Origin of the sequence: Pseudomonas sp. 10B238 (assembly GCF_000970615.1) — a bacterium.
Lineage (GTDB): Bacteria > Pseudomonadota > Gammaproteobacteria > Pseudomonadales > Pseudomonadaceae > Stutzerimonas.
Genome location: NZ_KQ033927.1, coordinates 131,500 through 153,216, shown reverse-complemented (window position 1 = coordinate 153,216; position 21,717 = coordinate 131,500). Strand labels below are relative to the sequence as shown.

14 protein-coding genes and 2 pseudogenes are annotated in these 21,717 nt (G+C 60.4%); 6 read left to right on the top strand and 10 right to left on the bottom strand.

What is annotated here, in order from left to right:
• Nucleotides 1–33 precede the first annotated feature (33 nt).
• The 6 genes from RT21_RS00675 to RT21_RS00650 form a co-directional block, all read right to left on the bottom strand.
• Complete coding sequence (locus RT21_RS00675) at nt 34–1,209, bottom strand: NAD(P)-dependent oxidoreductase (RefSeq protein ID WP_046161436.1); 1,176 nt, start codon at nt 1,207–1,209, stop codon at nt 34–36.
• Nucleotides 1,210–1,511: 302 nt separating this feature from the next.
• Entirely contained in the window at nt 1,512–2,012 is a 501-nt protein-coding gene (tpx, locus tag RT21_RS00670; RefSeq protein WP_046161183.1) for a thiol peroxidase, read from the bottom strand.
• A gap of 49 nt (nt 2,013–2,061) precedes the next feature.
• Complete coding sequence (locus RT21_RS00665) at nt 2,062–3,414, bottom strand: alanine/glycine:cation symporter family protein (RefSeq protein ID WP_046161182.1); 1,353 nt, start codon at nt 3,412–3,414, stop codon at nt 2,062–2,064.
• 398 nt (nt 3,415–3,812) lie between these two features.
• On the bottom strand, nt 3,813–7,448 hold the full coding sequence (locus RT21_RS00660; RefSeq protein WP_046161435.1) for a translocation/assembly module TamB domain-containing protein: 3,636 nt from the start codon (nt 7,446–7,448) through the stop codon (nt 3,813–3,815).
• 53 nt (nt 7,449–7,501) lie between these two features.
• The gene (locus RT21_RS00655; RefSeq protein ID WP_234463659.1) at nt 7,502–9,187 is read right to left on the bottom strand and encodes an autotransporter assembly complex protein TamA; all 1,686 of its coding nucleotides are present in this window, start codon (nt 9,185–9,187) and stop codon (nt 7,502–7,504) included.
• A gap of 185 nt (nt 9,188–9,372) precedes the next feature.
• Nucleotides 9,373–10,011: a GNAT family N-acetyltransferase gene (locus RT21_RS00650; protein ID WP_045427659.1), complete on the bottom strand. Its 639-nt coding sequence runs from the start codon at nt 10,009–10,011 to the stop codon at nt 9,373–9,375.
• Between the two features lie 145 nt (nt 10,012–10,156).
• On the opposite strand from RT21_RS00650, the gene xthA reads away from it, so the two are divergent.
• The 5 genes and pseudogenes from xthA to xylB form a co-directional block, all read left to right on the top strand.
• Nucleotides 10,157–10,969, top strand: a complete 813-nt coding sequence (xthA, locus tag RT21_RS00645; protein ID WP_046161181.1) for an exodeoxyribonuclease III — start codon at nt 10,157–10,159, stop codon at nt 10,967–10,969.
• A 148-nt stretch (nt 10,970–11,117) separates the two neighbouring features.
• Complete coding sequence (locus tag RT21_RS00640) at nt 11,118–12,488, top strand: substrate-binding domain-containing protein (RefSeq protein ID WP_046161180.1); 1,371 nt, start codon at nt 11,118–11,120, stop codon at nt 12,486–12,488.
• Between the two features lie 106 nt (nt 12,489–12,594).
• A complete protein-coding gene (locus tag RT21_RS00635) occupies nt 12,595–13,530 on the top strand; it encodes a carbohydrate kinase family protein (RefSeq protein WP_046161179.1) in 936 nt (311 codons plus the stop codon).
• 65 nt (nt 13,531–13,595) lie between these two features.
• Nucleotides 13,596–14,387, top strand: a pseudogene (locus RT21_RS00630) (helix-turn-helix domain-containing protein); the annotation flags it as partial.
• A pseudogene (gene xylB, locus RT21_RS00625) lies at nt 14,386–15,531 on the top strand (xylulokinase); the annotation flags it as partial. The pseudogenes RT21_RS00630 and xylB, both read left to right, overlap by 2 nt.
• Nucleotides 15,532–15,869: 338 nt before the next feature.
• Here the strand turns inward: xylB and RT21_RS00620 are convergent.
• Complete coding sequence (locus RT21_RS00620; RefSeq protein ID WP_045427675.1) at nt 15,870–17,096, bottom strand: acyl-CoA dehydrogenase; 1,227 nt, start codon at nt 17,094–17,096, stop codon at nt 15,870–15,872.
• A 146-nt stretch (nt 17,097–17,242) separates the two neighbouring features.
• Between RT21_RS00620 and RT21_RS00615 the strand changes: the two genes are divergently transcribed.
• Nucleotides 17,243–18,157: a LysR family transcriptional regulator gene (locus tag RT21_RS00615; RefSeq protein ID WP_019339258.1), complete on the top strand. Its 915-nt coding sequence runs from the start codon at nt 17,243–17,245 to the stop codon at nt 18,155–18,157.
• 54 nt (nt 18,158–18,211) lie between these two features.
• Here RT21_RS00615 and RT21_RS00610 read toward each other — a convergent pair whose 3' ends face one another.
• The 3 genes from RT21_RS00610 to RT21_RS00600 form a co-directional block, all read right to left on the bottom strand.
• Nucleotides 18,212–19,231, bottom strand: a complete 1,020-nt coding sequence (locus RT21_RS00610; protein WP_046161178.1) for an HTH-type transcriptional regulator GntR — start codon at nt 19,229–19,231, stop codon at nt 18,212–18,214.
• A 114-nt stretch (nt 19,232–19,345) separates the two neighbouring features.
• Nucleotides 19,346–20,362, bottom strand: coding sequence for a TRAP transporter substrate-binding protein (locus tag RT21_RS00605; protein WP_045427681.1), 1,017 nt, complete (start codon nt 20,360–20,362; stop codon nt 19,346–19,348).
• A 56-nt stretch (nt 20,363–20,418) separates the two neighbouring features.
• Nucleotides 20,419–21,696 (bottom strand): TRAP transporter large permease, encoded by a 1,278-nt coding sequence (locus RT21_RS00600; protein ID WP_045427684.1) that lies wholly within the window; start codon nt 21,694–21,696, stop codon nt 20,419–20,421.
• Between the last annotated feature and the right edge of the window lie 21 nt (nt 21,697–21,717).

The following is a 21,717-nucleotide window of genomic DNA, read 5'->3' as shown; positions in this document are numbered from 1 at the left end:
GAAAAAAGTCGGCTGGCTTTCGCTCAGTACTGGTCAGCTGCCCATCACCGCCAAAGCGGCGCGCCCATGGTCGGCCGGCGGTTTCTGCAGGACGCCAGCCGCAGATGCAGCGCGCTGTTGCATGACGATGTCCAGAGCACGGCTGGGCAGGATGTCGATGTCATCGAAGGTGATGAGCTGCCCCGGCTCGACCGCCCTCCTCAATGCAGTCTTGCGCAGCAGTCCGATCGGGACATGATCGGGGTGCCGATCGAGCTTTAGGGCCTCGCCGCGAAACTGGAAGCCGCCGATGCCTCGCTCGATCAGCTCACCTGGGCGCATGGCTCGCTTTGCGATGGCGCCCACACCCAGAGTCGGTGTGACTGAGTTGTTCAGCAGCACATCACCACCACTGAGCACTCGGCGCACGGTTTTACCAACTTCCAGCGAACAGAGATGGAACGGGCGCACCAGCGTGTAGTAAGGGCCGGGGCCGAGCTTGAAATACTCGATGGCAGCCCGCTGATCGTCATCATGGCGACAGACCAGGAAAACACCGCCCGCGGGATAACCGGAAGGAATCAGATAATCCACAAAGGGTTGCCCCAGCCGCTCGGCCATCATGCCTAGCAGGTTGCCCGACTCAGTTAGGTTGGTCGAAGCCAGGCCTTCCAGCCCCTGCTTGGTGATCGTTGCGCCTAGGCCGTTGCCGACTATTGCCTGTTCGATCTGCACTTTGGTGCCGTCGGTGAACGAAGTGGTCTGGTCTACGCTTATGCCTTGGCGCTTTGCCCAGTACCGCATGTCCTCAACCGAGGGATCGTGGTTCAGGTAGCCTTTCATGTTGCCGTAGACCAACGGTTTGAAGCCCATCATCAAGGCTTCTTCATGAAGTGCCGCTAATGACCCCGGCTGGTCGCCCTCGGCCTCGGTAATGAAGCCCTTGCCAGCCAAGTACGAACCCGTAGTGACCTGAAGCTCAGCATTGATTGTCACCACCGGCAAGCCAGCCTCGAACGCACGTTCGATGACCTCGGTGCCATGAAAGACATCACCGCTGCACTCGACGATAAGGTCAGAATCAGCGATCAGATGATCAATCGAATTGGTAAGGCGTTCAGACAGCGGAAAATCAGTGAAGGAATTCAATGGACGGCGAGTCAGAACTCGCGAGATTTCCAGATCGTGATAGTGCTGCTTGATCAGCCGGATGAAGCAGTGCGCGATCATCCCTGTGCCGGATACACCGATCTTCTTCTTGATGTGCGAGCTAGACATAAGCGAATCCATTCAATAGGCAACGAATGCTCTGACCGCAGCGACAGAAAAAGATTTTACGGTGCTGCAAATCAGCGCCTGTCGCCGTTGCCTGGCACGGCTGCGTTTGGAAAACCACGTACTGAAGCTAAGCGTCAGCAGGGCTATTCAGCCAATTGATTAATGGCAGAGAAGAGGCGCGGCTCGGGTGTATTTTTGTCGTCAGATTTCAGAAGCAAAGGAAGCGGCGTTGCACCGCTTCCTATTGGCAGCGCTTATTTAAGCGCCGCAATCGCAGCGTCGTAGTCCGGCTCGGAACCGATCTCGGCAACCAGCTCGCTGTGAAGCACCTGATCCTGTTCATCCAGCACGACGACAGCACGAGCCGACACACCGGCAAGCGGGCCGCTCGCGATCAGTACACCGTAGTTCTCTAGGAACTCGCGCCCGCGCATGGTGGATAGGTTGATGACATTATCCAGGCCTTCAGAGCCGCAGAAGCGCTTCTGCGCGAAAGGCAAATCGGCAGAAATACACAGCACCACTGTATTAGCCAGTTCGTTGGCCTGTGCATTGAACTTGCGCACCGAGGTGGCACAGGTCGGCGTATCGATGCTTGGGAAGATGTTCAAGATCTTTCGCTTAGCCGCGAAGCTCGCAAGCGTCACGTCCGACAGATCTCCGCCTACCAGGCTGAACGGCGCCGCCTTCTGGCCAGCCTGCGGAAAGTTGCCGGCAACCTGGATCGGGTTGCCTTTCAGGGTTACTTCAGTCATGCGAACTCCTCTCAGTCATGGGCCGCGGGCGTACCCGCGGCGCGGGTTTTTAAGCGGCGTGTGTACGGGCAAAGTATTCCTTGGTCAATTTGACCACCACCGGGCTCAGCAGCAGCAGCGCGACGAGGTTAGGAATCGCCATCAGCCCATTCAGGGTGTCCGCCAACAGCCAGGCGAAATCGAGCTGAGCGATCGCACCGAACGGAACAGCGAGGACCCAAATGACCCGGAACGGCCAGATCGCCTTGGTACCGACCAAGAACTCCCAGCACTTCTCGCCGAAATAGCTCCAGCCCAGGATCGTGGTGAACGCGAACACCACCAGTGCAATGGTTAACAGCGCCGCACCAACACCGGGCATTGCCGACTCGAAGGCTGCTGCAGACAGCGCCGCACCGCTTTCGCCACCGGTCCAGACACCGGAACAGATGATCGCCAGGCCGGTGATCGAGCAGATGATGATGGTGTCGATAAAGGTACCCATCATGCCGATAAGACCTGAGCGTACCGAGCTTTTAGTGGTGCCGGCGGCCTGGGCGATACCTGCAGTGCCCAGCCCCGCTTCGTTGGAGAAGATGCCACGCGCCACGCCGAAGCGAATCGCAGCCATCACAGCCGCACCGGCAAAGCCGCCGGTCGCAGCGATTGGCGAGAAGGCGTGCGTGAAGATCAAGGCGAACGCAGCCGGCAGCTCAGCAGCATGCACCACCAGCACCACGATGCCGGCGATGACATAGGCCACGCACATGAACGGCACCAACGCGGCGGCTACCGCACCGATGCGCTTGATGCCGCCAAGAATGACCAGCCCAACGAACAGCATGGTGACCAGACCGGTGACCCACAGCGGTACTGAGAACGTGGCGTCCAGCGCCAGCGCCATGCTGTTGACCTGCACCATGTTGCCGATACCGAACCCAGCCAAGCCGCCAAAGATGGCAAAGGCGCCGCCCAGCCATAACCAACGCTTGTGCAAGCCGTTCTTGATGGCGTACATCGGTCCGCCGACATGCTCGCCGCGGTCATCCTTTTCCCGGTAATGCACCGCCAGCACGACTTCGCAGTACTTGGTCGCCATTCCCACCAGCGCCGTGCACCACATCCAGAACAGCGCGCCAGGCCCGCCGAGAAAAATTGCGGTGGCGACACCGGCAATGTTGCCGGTGCCCACGGTTGCGGCCAGACACGTCATCAGCGCTTGAAACGGGCTGATTTCCCCTGTGTCGTCGTCGCCTTTTGTACGTCCGCGCCAAATCAGTGCGAAACCAGTACCTATGCGCACCAGCGGCATGAACTTGAGCAGGACCATAAGGAAAAGACCGGTACCGAGAATCAGCACCAGCATGGGCGGTCCCCAGACGAGACCGTTGACGCTATTAACCAGGTTTTGCAGGAATTCCATTCAAGGCACCCTTATTGATTATGTTAGACATCCTTGCCCGAGCGGGCCGAGTCGGTACGAACAATGAACGGCGCGTGGAGTACGCGACTTCAACTGCTGCCCGAACGACCCGGTAATACTCCGACTTCAATGTCCGGAGCGTTACCGACAACCTGCAAGACTCATGCTAGAGCCTCGCATCAGCCGCCATGCAAGGAGCGACCGAGCGATCCTACCACCACCTTTAGCCCTTGGCGCCACACCCTTTGTGTGGGATCTGCAGCGTATGAGCGGGACGAGCAAGCGACCGGTTAGTCAGCCTGCGAACCCGCGCCAGGTTGCCGCATACGGAAGCCTGTGAGCGTAGCCTAGCGCGGCGCCAATGCCAGTCGATCCGCGGCATTATTTTGGGGGAATGATCAGAAATCGCGCCTGTAAAAGACGTCCAATGAACTGGCTAGCCCGCTGGCCGCTTCGAGGAAAATCCGCTTGGTCAGCTGATAGCGCAACGCAACCGTATTGGCGGGCTCGAACACCCCAACGCCATAACGTAAGGTCAGCCGATCCGTTAGCTTCCCGCTCGCGACTATGCTGGTGTCTGTACCGCTGCCTTCAGTGTCCAGCTGAAAATCCTCGATACCCAGGCGTTGCGCGACGTTGCCGGTGATCGAGGCGCTGCCGGCCAAGCCGAGTCCAAGGGCCGCTTGCGCCAGCAGATTGCTGTCACCAGTCTCGGCGCCAAGGGGCCGGCCAAGCACCAGGTAGGACAATGCCTGTTCCTGGCTCATGGCGGGCTCGGCAAATACATCGACGCGTGGCTGCTCTGCGCTGCCGGTAATACGCAGGCCCGCAATGACATTCTCGTCTTCGATACGCCGAATGGCTTCGATATCCAGGTAGGGTTGCGACAGCACACCCGTGAACAATAACCGGGCGCGACGGATCGTCAGACGCTGACCGTAAGCGCGGTAACGACCCTTGTTGAGGCTGAGCTCACCACGTGCATCGAAGTCGTCGCCTATGTGCAGGTAGCCGGCAAGATCCGCTGTTAGACCGAAGCCGGAAAAGCGCAGCCTGTCCTGCCCGACTTCAACGTCGACATCCATGCGAATGGCCATGGGTGGCTTGTTCTCTTCCGCTTCGGCGCCGACGATGACCGCATCCTCAGACACCTTCACTGTCGAAGGCGGCAGCTCGCGGACAGTAATTTCGCCGCGTGGCACACGAAGCTTCCCGCTTACGGCCAGCTGCTCGTCAGCCAACTGAATGCGTAGATCGGGCGCGATTTCGAGCTCAGCATAGGGCTCGACTATCACAGGCAACTGACTGCCGCTGATTCGCAGATCGAGGTCCAGCGCCTGTGCCCAATCGATCGTTCCCGCAATCTGCCCCTGGCCCTGCTCGCCGCTGCGCCAGTCACCGTCGACACGAACCCGCTCGCCGTCGATGATGGCCGTGACCTGCAGCTGCTCGAAGCTGACCGGCAGCTCAGCGCCCGCGATCTCGCCTTCAGTAAGCCTCAGCTCTCCGTTGATCTGCGGCTGTTGCAGCGTGCCAGAGATCTGGCCATTGCCGTTCAGTTGTCCGTCGAGTCGCTCGACCTGCGCAACAAAAGGCTTGATAACAGACAGATCGAAGTTGCTTAGCTGGAAATTGCCAGAGATTGGCTTGACCTCACCACTGGGGTCTACCTGCAGTCGGACATCCAGATCGCCAAGATCACCTCCCTCGAATCGCAGCCTGCTATCCACCTGTTTCGGGGCTAGTTGGCTAGTCAACGACAAGGTCTGGTACGGGAAATCGAGCCACTGCTCACCGTCGCGCATGCGCAACATGCCTGGGCCGGCGTCGACACGGATAGACCCGCTTGGACCCGCGCTCGGCAGATCCAGCGTTAGATCAGCATTGACTTCGCCCTGCCAGATCAGATTGTCCGGCAGGTATTCAGCAAGCGACTCGAGCGGAAAGTCGCGCAGGCGGTAGCGCAACTGTGGGTCAGGTTGCAGCCGCTGATCGTCGGCACACAGCGTGGCTTGCCCTGAGAGCCAGCAGTGCGCGCCGAACGTAATCCGGCCGTTCTCCAGGCGCTGCAGGGTCGCTGGGTCCCGCAAGGCCCACTGCTGCCCCTGGGCATCCAGTTCGGCTTCTACCAACCGGCCCCGCCAATCGCCACCTTCGAGCCCACCGGTCAACGCCAACGACAAGTCGAGCAATGGCCCTTGCAGCAGCAGGCTCGCCTGGTGGTCGGTTTGCGTGCCTTCGGCGCTCAGTTGCAACTGACCCACTTCGGTCGCTCCGGCCTGTAAGCCTGTTGCGTCCAGGCTGAGCTGGCCGCGCTCGCCCTCCAAGAGACTGGCAGCAAATTGCAAGCGCTGGATTCGATTGTTCTGGAACGCAACATCAGCGCCGCTCAGCGCCAGCTTTCCCTGAGGTGCGTCTGGCGTGCCTGCCAGGTCGAGGTTACCCGTCAGTTTGCCGCTCAGGTCAGGCCAAAGCTGGCCCAGACGCGAGAGATCGAGCGCCAGGTTCGCCTCAAGCTTCTCAGCCCAGCGGCCACTGCCCTGGATGCGGTTGTCGCCAAGACGCAGATCGACCGTCGGCAGGTTCCAGGTGGCGTTTTCGCCGCTCGCCTGTAGCTGAAGCTTGAGCGGCTGTTTGCGCAACGTGCCGTTCAAGTCGAGAGCGGCCTCAGCCTGCAGATTTTCGTTTCGCAAGGCTCCGCTACTGCTCAACGTGCCGCCGATCTGCCCTGGCAGCTCCGCGACCCAATAAGACGGATCGAATTCGCTCAGCTTAAGCCGAGTCGTCCAGTCGACGCCGTCTGCGAACCCGACGCTGAGGTTTCCTTCGGCCCTGCCCTGTCCGGCTCGCAGTTCCAGCTGCGGCAGGTGCACCACTTCGAGGTTGCCGCTGACAGGGCTCTGCAGGGTGAAATCACCGGAAGGGCCTGTCAGCGCAGCATTGAAATTCCCGAGGTAGTTACCGTCGTCATACTGGATCTGCGCATCGAGGGTTCGCAGCGCAACAGGTGGTTCCTCAATATCGGGATAGAGGCGGCGCCATGGGAAATTACGCCAAGCCAACTGGGCTTCTGCATCCAGACCGTCCTGCCAGCTAACGGCACCGCTCAAGTCGACGCCCTGCTGCTCGCCCGCATCCAGGGTAAAGGCCTCGATCTCTGCGTGCACCTTATCCACCAGGCCGTTCAGCGCAACAGCCACCGCACCGCCCTCGCCTTGCAGGGCCCCGTTACCGTCCAGGCGATAGCCCCGTTCCATATCGCCTTTGACGGTCAGCTCCAGCGCCTCCAGACGCAAGGCATCTGGCAGCTCCGGTGCGGCCTTGAAATTCTCCAACGCCAACAGCAGATTTGCTGGCACGTCCGGTTCAAGCGGGCGCACCCAGCCGCTGAGTTTGGCGTCCAGGTAGCCCTGGCTTTGCAAGTCGACCACCAGGCGTTCGCGCAGCTCGCCATCAACCTCGAACTTCAACGCCCAGGGCTGCGCGTTTGGCGAGCGGATCGCCGCGGTCCCCTCCAGCGCCAGCGGCCAGTCGGCTTTGGTCAGCAGGCGGCCCGCAAGTTCGAGCACAACGTCATCACGGCGAACCGTCAAAGACCTGATGGCGAGCCCCTGCTCGTCCCAGTCTGCCTGCAGTTCGGCCCCCTGCAATTGTTGAACGCCGTTGAGATTGACCGCACCGATGTCGACGCGCTCGATGCGCAGCTCGAGCGGCAGATCAAGCTCAGGCAATTTAAAGGGCTCGCTTGCTGTCTCTTCTTCGTCAGCAGGAGGAAACCGCAGATCGATATCGCCAGTGACCAGCTCTTCAATGCAAAGGGTCTTACGCAGCAAGCAACTGGGCGACCAGCTCATCTGCGGCGACGCCACCTCGACCCGACGACGATCTTGTTCCCAGACCAGACCGTCCGCCTGCCAACGGCCGCCGAGACGCCCGCTGAATGCTTCGACCTGCAGCCCAGGGAATTTGCCCAACACCCAACGACTACCGGCTTCGGTACCAACCAGCAGGCCAACCGCCAGAACGATGGCCATGAGCAGGGCCAACGGAAACAGCAGTACCCAGCTGACTATCTTCGCACTACGCCTCAAAGCTCCGGCCCCATGGAAAAATGCAACCGAACACCGCCTTCCCCATCCAGCGGATGAGCCAGATCCACGCGAATCGGCCCAACCGGCGAGACCCAGCGCACGCCGACACCTACGCTGCTTTTGAGGCTCGGCAGCTCTAACGAGTTGAACGAATTCCCCTGATCGACAAAGGTCGCCAGGCGCCATTTCTCGGTCAGTGAATACTGGTACTCGGCGCTGACCGCGAGCTGGTAACGCCCGCCGATTCGGTCGCCATCGGAGTTGGTCGGTGACAGGCTCTGGTAGTCGTAGCCCCGCACGCTTTGGTCACCACCGGCGAAATAGCGCAGCGATGGCGGCACGTTGGTGTATTCGTCCGTCCAGTTGCCGCCCACTTCCACCCGCCCGAGAAAGCGATGCCGAGCGCCCAGCGTGGTCAGGCCCTTGACCGTCGCGTTGGCATGCACCAGATCAGCGTCCGAGAACACGCCTTCCTTCGCCGCGCCCAGCTCGAACCTCAAGCGATAGCCATGACTGGGATCGAGGCGGTTGTCGCTGCGCAGAAAGCTGTAGGCCACACCAGGCATCAGCAAGGTGCTGACCCCCGAATCATCGCCCAGCTCGTACTGCTCATGGCGCCACTTCAATGCCCAAACGCGCTGCCAACCGCTGGGCAACCTGCGGTGCCACTCGGGGCCAACCGTCAGTAGTCGACTCAGGCTGTCTTTGTCGCTCAGCTCTTCGTATTGATAGCCAGCCGCATAGCGCAGTTTGTCGGTCAACGGTGGGTCCAGCGGCACGTCATAGAAGAAGCCGACGTTCTGCCGCGGCGCGGACAGTTCGGACTCGATGCCGTAGCTGTGGCCCTGCGGGTTGACCCAATGACGGGTGAAATCGAAGCGTATACGCGGACCGACGTCGGTCGAATAGCCCAAGCCAAGTCCGAGCGTGCGCGGCTCTCGCGTGGTCAACTGCACCGCGACGGGAATGCGCTGTTGGTTGGCGTTGGCCGGATTGGCATCGACCCGCACACCTTCAAAATAGCCGCTGGACTGCATCGCCTGGTTGAGCTCGGCAATCAGCTCCGAGTCATACGGCGTGCCGGGTTCGAAAGGCACCATCCGCGCCAGCAGATCCGGGTCAAACGGCGAGTCACCTTCGAACCCAACATCGCCGAGCAGATAGCGCGGCCCGCTGTTGAAGACCAACTCGACGTCAGCGGTATTCGTGTCGGGGTTGATCTCCAGACGTTGGCGCTCGAAATGTCCGTCGAAAAACCCATAACGCGAGGCCTGGTTGAGAATCCGTTGTTTGACTGCTTCGTACTGCCCGTGATTGAGCACAGCGCCTGGTTTCAAGGTGTTGCGCGGCACCCGAAACGTCTGCAGTTCGGCGGCCGGTCCGTTGACCTGCACCTTGATATCTCGCAGACGAACCGGCTCGCCGGGCTTGATTCGCAGCGCCAACTGCGGATTTTCCCCATCGGTGACCCTGGTTTCGATTTCAGCATGGTAATAGCCCAACGCCTGGAGGGCTTTGTTCGCCTGCTCCTGGGCGATACGGCTGTAGCGCAGCAGTTCTTCTTCGTTGCGATCGCCTAGCTCGCCGATGTAGTTCTCGACGTTTTCCCGCAGCGCATCGTTTGATGGCGTGAGCTTGACGTCGAGTTCAGCTGCGTACACCGCTGATGCACAGCACAACATGAGGCCTGTCGGAACGACACGGCGAAGGAGACAAATAGGCATGGCCAAGGATGCTAGCACGCTGCGCACTGGGCTTTGGCGAAGTGTCGATGCGTGTAGCTCGGCATATACAGCGTCAGACGAGAGCATGGGAGCACTTCTTGGAACAACATCAGTAGGACTGTCGCCCCGGCGCAAAATTCGCTCTATGCAGTAGATGATTCGACCTGTCGCGGCGCCGGATGGAAGAACACATGCTCAACGACCGGGCCGATCGCCACCTGGCCAATGTCCTGGTAACCCTGACGTTCATAAAAGTGCAGGTAGCGCGGGTTGCCAGTGTCGATCACGAGGCCTTCCGATGCCGAGTCCGCAGCACACCAGTTATGCAGCGCTTCAAGCAGCTGTTCGCCGTAGTGTTGCCCCTGGCACTTGGGATGAACCGCCATCAGCGGCAATACATGATAGGAGCCCGGCGGCAGACAACCCAGCACCGCGGCGTGGTAATCAAGGTAACGCCGCGTACAGCGAAAGCCCGCTGTGAGCAGCATGCGCATTCGCCAGGCCCAGCTTTCGGTAATGTCCAGCCGACGCTGCGGTGGCGCAATCAGCGCGGCAGCGATCAGCCGATCATCGAGCAACAGCCCAAGCGCGGGCTGATCCTGCAGCAGGTGCTGATTGACCAGCTCGCGGACGGTTGCGCGGACACGCTGCTCGTAGCCGGGGCGATCAGCTTCGAACAGATAGGCGAAGGTCGGTTCGTGTCGGTAAGCGTTGTACAGAAGCGAGCGTATTTCCCTGGCGTAACCACTGTCGAGCATTCGTACTTCTGCAGTCATCGGCATGGCAGTTCTCTTGTTATGTCCTCGGAGCTTGTTTCACGTTAGCACCCGTATCGGAGTCCTGCCGGACGAGAACCGAATTGATGATTACGGCTCGCCGTAGCGCCGCCATACCAGTAGAATCGCGGTTTTGCCGGAGTCGCTGCCGATGAAGCTTGTTTCTTTCAATATCAATGGCTTAAGAGCTAGACCTCATCAGCTTTCTGCCATTATTGAGAAGCATCAGCCCGACGTGATCGGTCTGCAGGAAACCAAAGTTGCGGACGAGCAGTTTCCTCAAGCCGAAATCGAAGCCCTTGGCTATCACGTTCATTTTCACGGCCAAAAAGGGCACTACGGTGTCGCGCTGTTATCTCGACAGGCTCCACTTGAGATCCACAAAGGCTTTCCCGGCGACGGCGAAGAATCGCAGAAGCGTTTCATCTGGGGCCGCTTTGCCGATGCCAACGGCGAGCCGGTTACCGTCATGAACGGTTATTTCCCACAAGGCGAAAGCCGCATTCATCCCACCAAGTTTCCCGCCAAAACCAAGTTCTACGCAGATCTTCAGGCGCTGCTCGAAGAGCGCTTTACCCCGGAGCAATCCGTAGCCGTGATGGGCGACTTCAACATCTCGCCCGACGACAGTGACATCGGCATTGGGGAGGTGAACGCCAAGCGCTGGCTGCGCACCGGCAAATGCAGCTTTCTGCCGGAAGAACGCGAGTGGTTAGCTCGCCTGAAGAACTGGGGATTGCAAGACAGCTTCCGTACGCTCAACCCTGAAGTCGTCGATCGTTTCAGCTGGTTCGATTACCGCAGCCGCGGATTTGAAGATGACCCACGCCGAGGGCTGCGCATCGACCTGATCCTGACCACTGCAGGCTTGCATGAGCGCGTGACAGATTGCGGTGTCGACTATGACATCCGCAGCATGGAAAAACCCTCGGACCACTGCCCCGTGTGGATCGCACTGCGGTGATGATCATGCTGCTGATGCCGCAGGTTGGGCGAGCCTGCACATAGTTTTGCGATCTGATCGACAACCTCGACCCGCCGCCGTCGACTGTCACATAACGGTAAGCAAAGCGTCTTAATCTCCCCGCTTCTTTAAAAGGGAGAGTCATCGCATGACAGGTTCAGCGTCCGTAAGCGGCAAGGGAAAACGGGCGCTGCGCCTGTGGGCCTTCGGCCTACTTTGCGCCAGCCCGCTCGCGCTAGGCGAGCCATTGGCTACCCCCGTCAACAACAGTCCGGTCCTGCGTATTCAGGGATCAAACACGGTCGGTGCGAAGCTCGCACCGATGCTGCTGGCCGGCCTCTTCGAAGCGCAGGGCCTGAGTTCGGTGCGAATCAGCCCGGCCGGCAAGGAGAACGAACAGCGCATCAGTGCCATCGACAGCTCCGGCCGAGCGGTTCATGCCCTTGTTGCAGCACACGGCACCGGCACCGGTTTCGCCGGGCTTAAAGACGGCTCCTCCGATCTCGCGGCTGCTTCGCGCCCCATCAAGGACAGCGAGTATGCAAGTCTCTCTGCCATCGGCGACTTGCGCAGCGCAGCAGCCGAGCAGGTGATTGCGATCGACGGGCTGGCAATCATCGTCAACCCCGACAACCCAGTCTCCTCACTGAGCGTTGAGCAGGTCGCCAACCTGTTTGCCGGTGAAATCCGCAACTGGAAAGCGCTCGGCGGCAAAGATATACCTGTGGAGCTGCACGCGCGGGATGACCAGTCCGGCACCTTCGACACCTTCAAGGAGCTGGTGCTCGGAGCGCAGGGGAAGACATTGGCCGCCGATGCCGCCCGCTATGAATCCAATGACCAACTCTCACAGATGGTCAGTGGTCGCCCCGGCGCGATCGGTTTCGTCGGCCTCGCATCGGTGGGTAAAGCCCGCGCACTGGCAATAGCAGACGGTGATTCGCAGCCCATGCTACCCAGCACAGCACTGGTGGCGACCGAGGACTATCCATTGTCGCGGCGGTTGTTTTTCTATGCGAACCCGGCTCAGCAGTCGGAGTGGACCCGAACCTTTCTAGGCTTCGTGCACAGTGCTGCTGGCCAAGCCATCGTCGCCAAGTCGGGCTACATCGGGCAAGCCATCAACGCGATCACCCTATCTCCATCGCCTGGCATGCCGCAGCCGTACCAAGACCTCGCCAGCCAGGCGCAGCGTCTGACGGTTAACTTCCGCTTCGAGGAAGGTAGCGCGCGCTTGGACAACAAGGCGCAACGTGACGTCGAGCGGCTGATCGAGTACCTGCAGAGCACCAACAAAACGATGAGCGCGGCGGTCCTGGTTGGATTCGGGGACGCTCGGGGCGACCCGGCGCGTACCGCTTTGCTCTCCAAACTTCGCGCCATGGCGGTTCGTAGAGAGCTCGCCCGGGGCGGAATACTCGTCAGAGAAATCAACGGTTTAGGCGACGAACTTCCAGTAGCCTCGAACACGCATAGCGGTCGCGTAAAGAACCGCCGTGTCGAAGTATGGGTGTATTAAGGACGGCGCACCTGTGCAAAATCGTATCGATCGATAGCCTGCGGCGTACTGTTACGTCGTGACGGGCACGATTAAGCTCAAACGATTTCCAGCAGCGGAAATGATCATGTATCTGGTTTGTGGCGAAGCCCTGTTCGACGTTTTTGTAGCGCCCGGGGGCACCCTGCGCAACCGCTTAAGTCTCGACGCGGTGGCTGGCGGCTCGCCCTTTAACGTAGCGGTCGGCCTCTCCCGCCTCGCGACGCCGTCGGCTTTGCTCACGGGCATGTCCCGAGACCACTTGGGGCAGCAACTGCGGCAAGTGCTTGAGGACGAAGGAGTCGATACGCGCTATCTGATCGACTTCGATGCACCCACCACACTGGCGATGGTCGCCCTGGGTGCCAACGGTTCACCCGTCTACAGCTTTCGCGGCGAAGGCTGTGCCGATCGACTCCCACGCGACGAGCATCTCGCCTCGCTCAGCGATGAGATCCGCGGCATTCACGTCGGCTCCTACTCCATCGTTACCGCCCCGATCGCCGACACCCTGCTGTCGCTGGTCCGCCGCGAAAGCGAGCGCCGGCTTATTTCCTTCGATCCCAACATTCGCCTAAACGTCGAACCGGACCTGGCCCGCTGGCGCGAGCGTGTCGAGGCGATCGCTGCGCTTGCGCATCTCATTAAGGTCAGCGATGAGGATCTGGCTCTGCTTTATCCCGGCGAAACCCCCGAATCCATCGCCCGGCGCTGGTTGCAAGGAGGCTGCGAACTGGTGGTGTTGACCCGAGGCAGAGAAGGCGCACAGTTGTTCAGCCGCCGCCAGGGCGAGTTTTATGTGGAGGCAAAACCTGTGAACGTGCGCGATACGGTGGGTGCCGGCGATACTTTCCAGGCCGCGCTGCTCAGCTACCTGCACGAACACAAGCTGGATACAGCCGCAGCCCTCGCTCAGATTCAGCGCGACCAGTTGCAGGCCATGCTGGCGTTTGCCGTTCAGGCAGCGGCAATCACCTGTTCCCGTCGCGGCCCGGACCTGCCCTACCGATACGAAATTGTCTGACGGTTGGCCACAACAGCGCGAACGTCTATAACCCCAAGGGGACAACAATAAGGACGGAACCGGGCATGAAAGCGTTAAAGATCTCCGACCCATCCTACGAACTGATGGACGATCACCACGGCAACTCGCTGATCTACCGTGAGCATGGTTTTCCGTGCCCGCTGGTGCGCTGGCACAACCACAAGGAATACGAACTGCATTTGATCGTCGCCAGTTCGGGCAAGGTCTTCGTTGGGGATTATGTCGGCAATTTCGGTCCCAACAGCCTGTTCCTGACCGGCCCGAATCTGCCACACAACTGGATCAGCCAGGTCGATGAGGGTGAAGTGGTCTCCAAGCGCGACATGCTCGTCAATTTCACCGACGAACTGTTCGAAGCGGGCCACAACGTGTTTTCCGAACTACGCAGTTTGACGCCGATGCTCGAGCGTTCACGCTATGGGATCGAGTACCGCTGTCCGCAGACCATTGCCGAGGCCAGCAGGCTGATGCATCGGGTCGCCGGCAGCGGCGGGGCCACCCGCCTCGGTTATTTCCTGATCATGCTAGAGCTGCTGGCCAGCTGCGACGACTATCAGCTGCTCTCCGGCGCCACCTCGTCGCAGCTGGGAGATGAGCAACACGCCGACCGCACCAACATGGCGGTCAACTACATCTTCGACCATTACATGCGCGAACTGCCGCTCGAAGAAGTCGCGAGTCACCTGGGCATGAAGCCCACCTATTTTTCACGCTTTTTCAAACGCGCCACTGGCCGCTGTTATGTCGAGTTCGTCAACAGCCTTCGCATCAGCAAGTCCTGCGAGCTGCTGCTGGACAACGACAAGCCGGTCACCGACGTCTGCTTTGAGTCAGGTCGTCATCGCCCCTGGCTACACGGTGTCCAAACTCTTGTGGATGAAGGAGCAGCATGCCGAACTGTTCGAACGCATCGCCCATATCCTGCTGCCCCACGACTACCTCAACTACTGGCTGACCGGACGCTGTACCAGCGAATACGGCGACGCGTCAGGGACGGGTTATTTCAATGTCCGCTCCCGGCAATGGGATTACACCATTCTGCGCCAGATCGATCCCACGGGCCGGCTCGAAGCCGCACTGCCCGAGCTGATCGAGCCCTACCAGCCGGCCGGGCGAATACACCCTGAACTGGCCGCCCAGCTGGGCCTGAATCCTCAGGCGCTCGTGGCCAGCGGCGGCGGCGACAACATGATGGGCGCTATCGGCACCGGCAATATCAGCCCAGGCGCGATCACCATGAGCCTCGGCACCTCCGGCACCTTGTACGCATTCGCAGAAGAACCCCGGATCAGCCCGCAGTCCTCAGTCGCCACCTTCTGCTCGTCCAGCGGCGGCTGGTTGCCACTGATCTGCACCATGAACCTGACCAACGCGAACGGCGCCATTCGCGATCTGCTGCAGCTCGACCTCGATCAATTCAATGTCCTGGTGGCGCAGGCGCCGATTGGAGCCGACGGCGTCACCCTGCTGCCATTCCTGAATGGCGAGCGCGTACCTGCCCTGCCCCAGGCCACAGCCAGCCTGCACGGCCTGACTGCAGACAACCTGACTCGGGCCAATCTCTGTCGTGCCGTGGTCGAGGGCGTAACCTTTGGCCTGCGCTATGGGTTGGATCTGTTGCGGGAAAGCGGGATTCGCAGCGAACGTATCCAACTTATCGGCGGCGGCGCGAAGAGTCCGCAGTGGCGGCAGATGGTTGCCGACATGATGGCGACACCGGTGGTCTGTACCGCCCATAGCGAGGCCGCTGCGCTCGGCGGTGCAATTCAGGCTGCATGGTGCCATGCGAGACAGAGCGATTCGCATGCCAGCCTCGCAGCCCTTTGCGAGCGCTGCGTCAGTTTTGACGAGGCAACCGCGGTCGAGCCTGAACCCAGCGCAGTTCAGAGCTATGAACGGGCCTACCGGCGGTATCGACGACTGGTTAGCAGCACCTACGGTCAGAACACACCGCCGGATCTGACGACGGTTGCGCCGTGATGAATTGAGCATGGTCCTTACATTGAGAAGCGAAGCTCGTAGGTCCGGGCTACTGGTGCGTTGGTGATCTCTGCCAACTCTCGCCCCCTGATCGCGAGCAAGCTCGCTCCTACAAAAGCGACTCAGTTGTTCACCTGTAGGAGCCAGCTTGCTGGCGATCCGAGCCGTCTGCTGCTGCTGCTGCTGGGCCGAGCGTGCTCGCGAACCAACGCCACCACACCGCAGGTGCCGGCAGACGCAAGCTAACTCTCCATATCCCGCTTGCAGGCAAAAAACAAACATAAAAAAGGCAGAGCCATGTTCTACGGCTCTGCCTTCTTGGTAACGCCAGCTAACTGTCAGCGGCTACGCAACATTTCCCGCGGGAAGTACTTGCCCAGTTCATGCTTGGCGATCGAAGCGCGGTGTACCTCGTCCGGGCCGTCCGCCAGACGCAGGGTGCGCTGCATGGCCCACCAGTGGGCCAGCGGGAAGTCTTCGGACACACCGGCACCACCATGAATCTGAATAGCGCGGTCGATCACCTTCAGCGCAACGTTTGGCGCCACAACCTTGATCTGCGCAATTTCGCTCGCCGCGATCTTGTTGCCCACCGTGTCCATCATGTACGCGGCATTGAGCGTCAGCAGGCGCGCCATGTTGATCTCGATGCGGCACTCAGCGATGTGGTCAAGGTTGGCACCCAGTCGCGCCAGCGGCTTGCCGAACGCCGTGCGGTTCACCGAGCGCTCGCACATCAGCTTCAATGCGCGCTCGGCTACACCGACGGAGCGCATGCAGTGGTGAATACGGCCCGGGCCGAGGCGGCCCTGAGCAATCTCGAATCCACGGCCCTCACCCAGCAGCACGTTCTCGTATGGCACCCGAACGTTTTCCAGCAGCACTTCAGCGTGGCCGTGCGGGGCATCGTCGTAGCCGAACACCGGCAGCGGACGCAGGACTTTCAGCCCCGGTGCGTCCATCGGCACGAGGATCATCGAATGCTGCTGGTGACGCGGCGCATCAGGGTTGGTAAGGCCCATGAAGATCATGACCTTGCAGCGCGGATCGCAGGCACCGGAGGTCCACCACTTGCGACCATTGATGACCCATTCGTCACCCTCGCGAACAGCGCGGGCTTCCATGTTCGTGGCGTCGGACGAAGCTACGCCTGGCTCGGTCATGCCGAAGGCCGAACGGATCTCGCCACGCAGCAACGGCTCCAGCCACTGCTTCTTGTGCGCTTCGCTGCCGTAGCGAACCAGCACCTCCATGTTGCCGGTGTCCGGCGCCGAGCAGTTGAATGCCTCCGGGCCAAGGCCCGAGCTGCCCATGATTTCTGCCAGCGGCGCATATTCGGTGTTGGTCAGCCCGGCGCCCAGCTCGGAATCTGGCAGAAACAGGTTCCATAGGCCCTCGGCTTTTGCCTTGGCCTTAAGCTCCTCGACGATGGCGGTCGGTTGCCAGCGATCACCTTCGGCGACCTGCTGATAGAAGACCTTTTCGGCGGGATAGACGTGAGCATCCATGAACGCTTGCACGCGCTCTCTCAGCTCTTGAACCTTCGGGGAGTAGGCGAAATCCATGGGCGACAACCTTCTGGCAGGTAATGTTTTGTAGTTTTGAATGCTAGAGGAGGCCTGGTGATTTATCTAAGCTATTTTCCTCGTGTATAAACATTCATCACCGATATATGATCGGCGAATTCCGATACACGCCGGAGAGCACAACAATGAACCTGAACAAGGTCGATCTGAATCTTTTCATCGTCTTCGATGCCATTTACACCGAAGCGAACCTGACCCGTGCCGGGCAGATCGTCGGCATCACCCAGCCAGCCGTTTCCAACGCCCTGGCCCGCCTGCGGGAAACCTTCAACGACCCGCTATTTGTGCGCACCGCGCAAGGCATGGTGCCGACGCCGATGGCGCAGAACATCATCGGCCCTGTGCGCAACGCGCTGCAGTTGCTGCGCGTCTCGGTGCAGGAAAGCCGCACCTTCAACCCGTTGCAGGCAAACAAGACCTTTCGAATCAGCATGACCGACCTAACCGAGGCCGTGGTGCTGCCGCCGCTGTTCCAGCGCCTGCGTCGACTGGCGCCAAACGTGAAAATCGAAAGCATGCTCGCCAAGCGCCGCGAAACCACGAAGGAATTGGCGGCCGGACGCCTGGATTTCGCCATGGACGCACCGCTGAACACCGATCCGCAGGTGCGCCACGTCAAGCTGCTGGAGGACCGCTACGTCTGTGCCATGCGCCGCGGCCACCCGCTGGCGAAGGACAAGCTCAGCGTCGAGGAATACCTGTCGCTGTCGCACATTCATATTTCCAGCCGGCGCAGCGGGCTCGGCATGGTTGACCTGGCACTCGGCAAGATGGGGCAACAGCGCAAAATTGCCTTGCGCTCGCAGCACTACATGATGGCCACCCAGGTGATTCAGCAGACCGATATGGCAGTGACCGTCCCTGAGCGTTTCGCCCGGCGTCATGACCTGTATCAGGTGCCACTGCCGGTGGATATCCCGCCGTTGGAGACACACATCTACTGGCACGAGAGCACCGATCAGGATCCGGCCAACCGCTGGATGCGCGAACAAATGATCGAGATCGCTCAGCAGGTTACGGCGGCGCAGCAGGCCGACTGATTTGCCCGCTTAAATGCCAGATCGGCCGGCACGTGCAATGCGTGCCGGTTTGACTCATGCGCTTTCGCGCATCACCACTTCAAAACCTACATCGATACGCCGCTGCGGTGGCGACTCGCCGCGCATCAGGCTCAGCAACATTTGCCCAGCCAGCTTGCCAATCTCGCCGCGAATGGTGCGGACCGTGGTCAGCGCCGGGTGCATCCAGGCCGCGGCCGGCAAGTCGTTGAACCCGGCAACCGCCAGCCGCTCCGGCACGGCCAAGTTCAGCTGGCGAGCACGAAACAGTGCGCCCAACGCCAGATCGTCGTTATTAAAGAAGATCGCATCGATTTCTGGATGCTGCGCCAGTAACCGATCGAGCAACTCGGCGCCCAGCCCGATGGATGAAACCTGCGGTGTGAGCACCTCAAGTGCGGCATCGTAACGCGAGGCCTCGCGCATGACCTGGCGATAGCCTTCGGCACGTTGCAGGGTTCGGGGGTCAAGTTGCGCGGCCGCAAACGCGATGTTGCGGTAGCCGCGGTCGAGCAGCTTGCGGGTCATGGCCGCTCCGGCTTCCAACTGCGAAAAACCGACGCAGTACTCTTCCTCGCCATCGCTCAGCTCCATCAAGGTCACGATCGGACTGGTGTAGCTGCCAAGCACTTCGCGCGCGGCATCGCTGCGCTCGAAGCCGGTAACCAGCAGCCCTGCCGGTTGATGCGCGAGGTAGGCACGCAACAGGCGTTCGTCTTCTTCGGGATGGTAATGGCTGACGCCGATCATCAGCTCGTAACCCGCCGGCATTAGCACGCGCTGAATAGCTTCGACGGTGTCGACAAATACTGCGTTCGACAATGAAGGAATGATCACAGCGACAAGATTCGAACGTGCGCTCGCCAGGTTTCGCGCCGCCGTGTGCGGGACGTAACCCAAGGTTTTGACCGCAGCCATCACCCGCTCGCGCAAGGCGTCCGACACCCGTTCGGGTTGCGATAGCGCACGCGAGGCGGACATCAGCGAACAACCGGCAGTGCGAGCCACATCGGATAATGTGGCGCGCTCCAGCGAACGGCGACGGCGAGAGCTCATAGCGGGATCCAGCAGCGAGGGGGCGGAGATTCTATACGGGAAGGCGCCCCGAAGCAGGTCATGCGAACGCTATTGCTCGCTGGGTTTTACATGGCCTGCATGGGGCGCGTCCGATTACTTCGGGGCTTTCTCGACCGCAGCCTGTACTTCATTGAACAGAGGCTCGCCAACCGTATCGATGACGGTCTGGATGGCCGGTTTAGCCTGTTCCCGCATGCGCTGGATCTCTTCCGGGCTGACCTTGTTCACCTCCATACCCTGCTCCTTGATCTTGGCCAGGGCCTCGCGGGCTTCTGCGCGAGTGTCCTCACGTTCGAAATCACGAGCCGTCTGCGCCGCCTTCATGATGATGTCCTGCTCAGTTTTCGACAGGCCATCCCACCAGCGTTTGGATGCCGTGACGATCCATGGGCTGTACACGTGATTGGTCACGCTCAGGTACTTCTGTACCTCGTAGAACTTGGACGAGAGGATGGTGTTATAGGGGTTTTCCTGACCGTCGACTGCCTTGGTTTCCAGTGCCGTGAACAGCTCGGAGAACGGCAGCGGGACAGCGTTGGCGCCCATCAGCTTGAAGGTATCGATGAACACGGGGTTTGGCATCACGCGCAACTTGATGCCGTCGAAGTCTTCCAGCTTCTCGACAGGACGCACGTTGTTGGTCAGGTTACGGAAGCCGTTTTCCCAGTACGCCAAGCCAACGAGGCCCTTTTCTTCCAGCGCATCCATGACCTTCTGACCGACCGGGCCATCCAGCACGTGGTCGGCCTGCTTCTCGCTCTCGAACAGGAACGGCGTGTCCCAGACTGCCATTTCTTCGGCAACACCGACCAGGGTAGCCGTCGAACCGACCATCATTTCCTGAGCGCCGCCCATCAGCGCGTTCTGCATCTGATCATCAGAACCCAGGCTGGCAGAACCGAAGGTACGAACCTTGAGCTTGCCATCGGACGCCTTGGCGATCTCCTCAGCCAGGAGCTTCGCGGCGCGCCCCTGATTGCTGTCTTCGTTGAGCCCGTAGCCAAAGCGAATCATCCGTGGCCGGATATCGTCGGCTGCCTGAGCGGTCACTGCGGTGATAGCGCTGCTAAGCGTAGTGGCGGCCAGGGCCGCGATGAGAAATCGTTTCATATTCACTTACCTTTTGTTGTTGTGGATAAAGGGTTGATGCTCAAGCCTCGTGTCCGTCACCGCAGCCATTCCAACGGCACGGTGATGATCGACGGCACTGCTATCAGCAGAACAACGATGGCCAGATAGATGAGGAAGAACGGGATGACACCGCGAACAAGCGTTTCCATTCGCAGCCGCCCTATTCCGCCGACAACGTTGAGTACCGTGCCAACGGGCGGCGTGATCAGACCAATCGAGCCGATCAGCACGAACATCACGCCGAAGTACACCGGATTGATCCCGGCCTTCACTGCAATCGGCGCCAACACCGGCCCGAGAATCAGGATGGTCGGGGTCAGGTCGAGCACCATGCCAATCGCGATCATCAACACCATGATGGCGACCATCAGCAGCTTGGGATCTTCTGCCAACGGACCAAGCATCGAGGCGATTTCGTCCGGCAACTGGGCCAGCGTAATCATGTAGGCGGAGACGATTGCCGCTGCGCAAAGGAACATGACCGACGCCGTGGTGCGGCTGGCGCGGGTCAACACCTCAATCACACCGTTCCAGCTCAGTTCGCGGTACAGCAGCGTCGACACCAGCAGCGCATAGACTGCCGCTACCACAGCAGCCTCGGTCGGCGTGAACAGGCCGAAACGCAAGCCGCCCACGATGATCACCGGCAGCATCAGCGCAGCCGCGCCATCGACCAGCGCCTTACGGCGTTCAGCTCCGCTGGCTTTTTCCTGTGGGGGTTCATCGATCCGGCGGGCGATCATCGTCCAGGCCACCACCAGTCCTACGCCCATGATCAGGCCCGGCACCATACCGGCAAGGAACAGCTGGCTGATGGAGGTATTGGTGACAACGCCGTAGATCACGAACGGCATCGACGGCGGGATAATCGGCGCGATGATGCCGCCGGCGGCCACCAAGCCCGAAGACGAGCTCAGCGGGTAACCGCGCTCACGCATCATTGGGAGCAACAGTGTCGCCAGGGCGGCGGTATCGGCCAGGGCCGAGCCGGACATGCTTGCCAGCAGGACCGACGCCGCAATGGCCACGTAGCCAAGGCCACCGCGCTTATGGCCGAAGTAGGCCTGCGCCATGTTGATGATGCGGCGCGAGATGCCGCCCGCATTCATTAGCTCGCCAGCCAGGATGAAGAACGGCACAGCCAACAGCGGAAAGCTGTCGGCACCGGCCTGAAGATTCTGTGCCAGCAGCTGCACATCCCAGAAATCCAGGTACCACATCAGCACCGCGCCGGTAAGAATCAGCGCGAAGGCAATCGGCATACCGAAGGCCATGAAGCCAAACAATGACGATAAGAAGACGACGACAGTCATGTACGGACCTCGGGTGGGCGC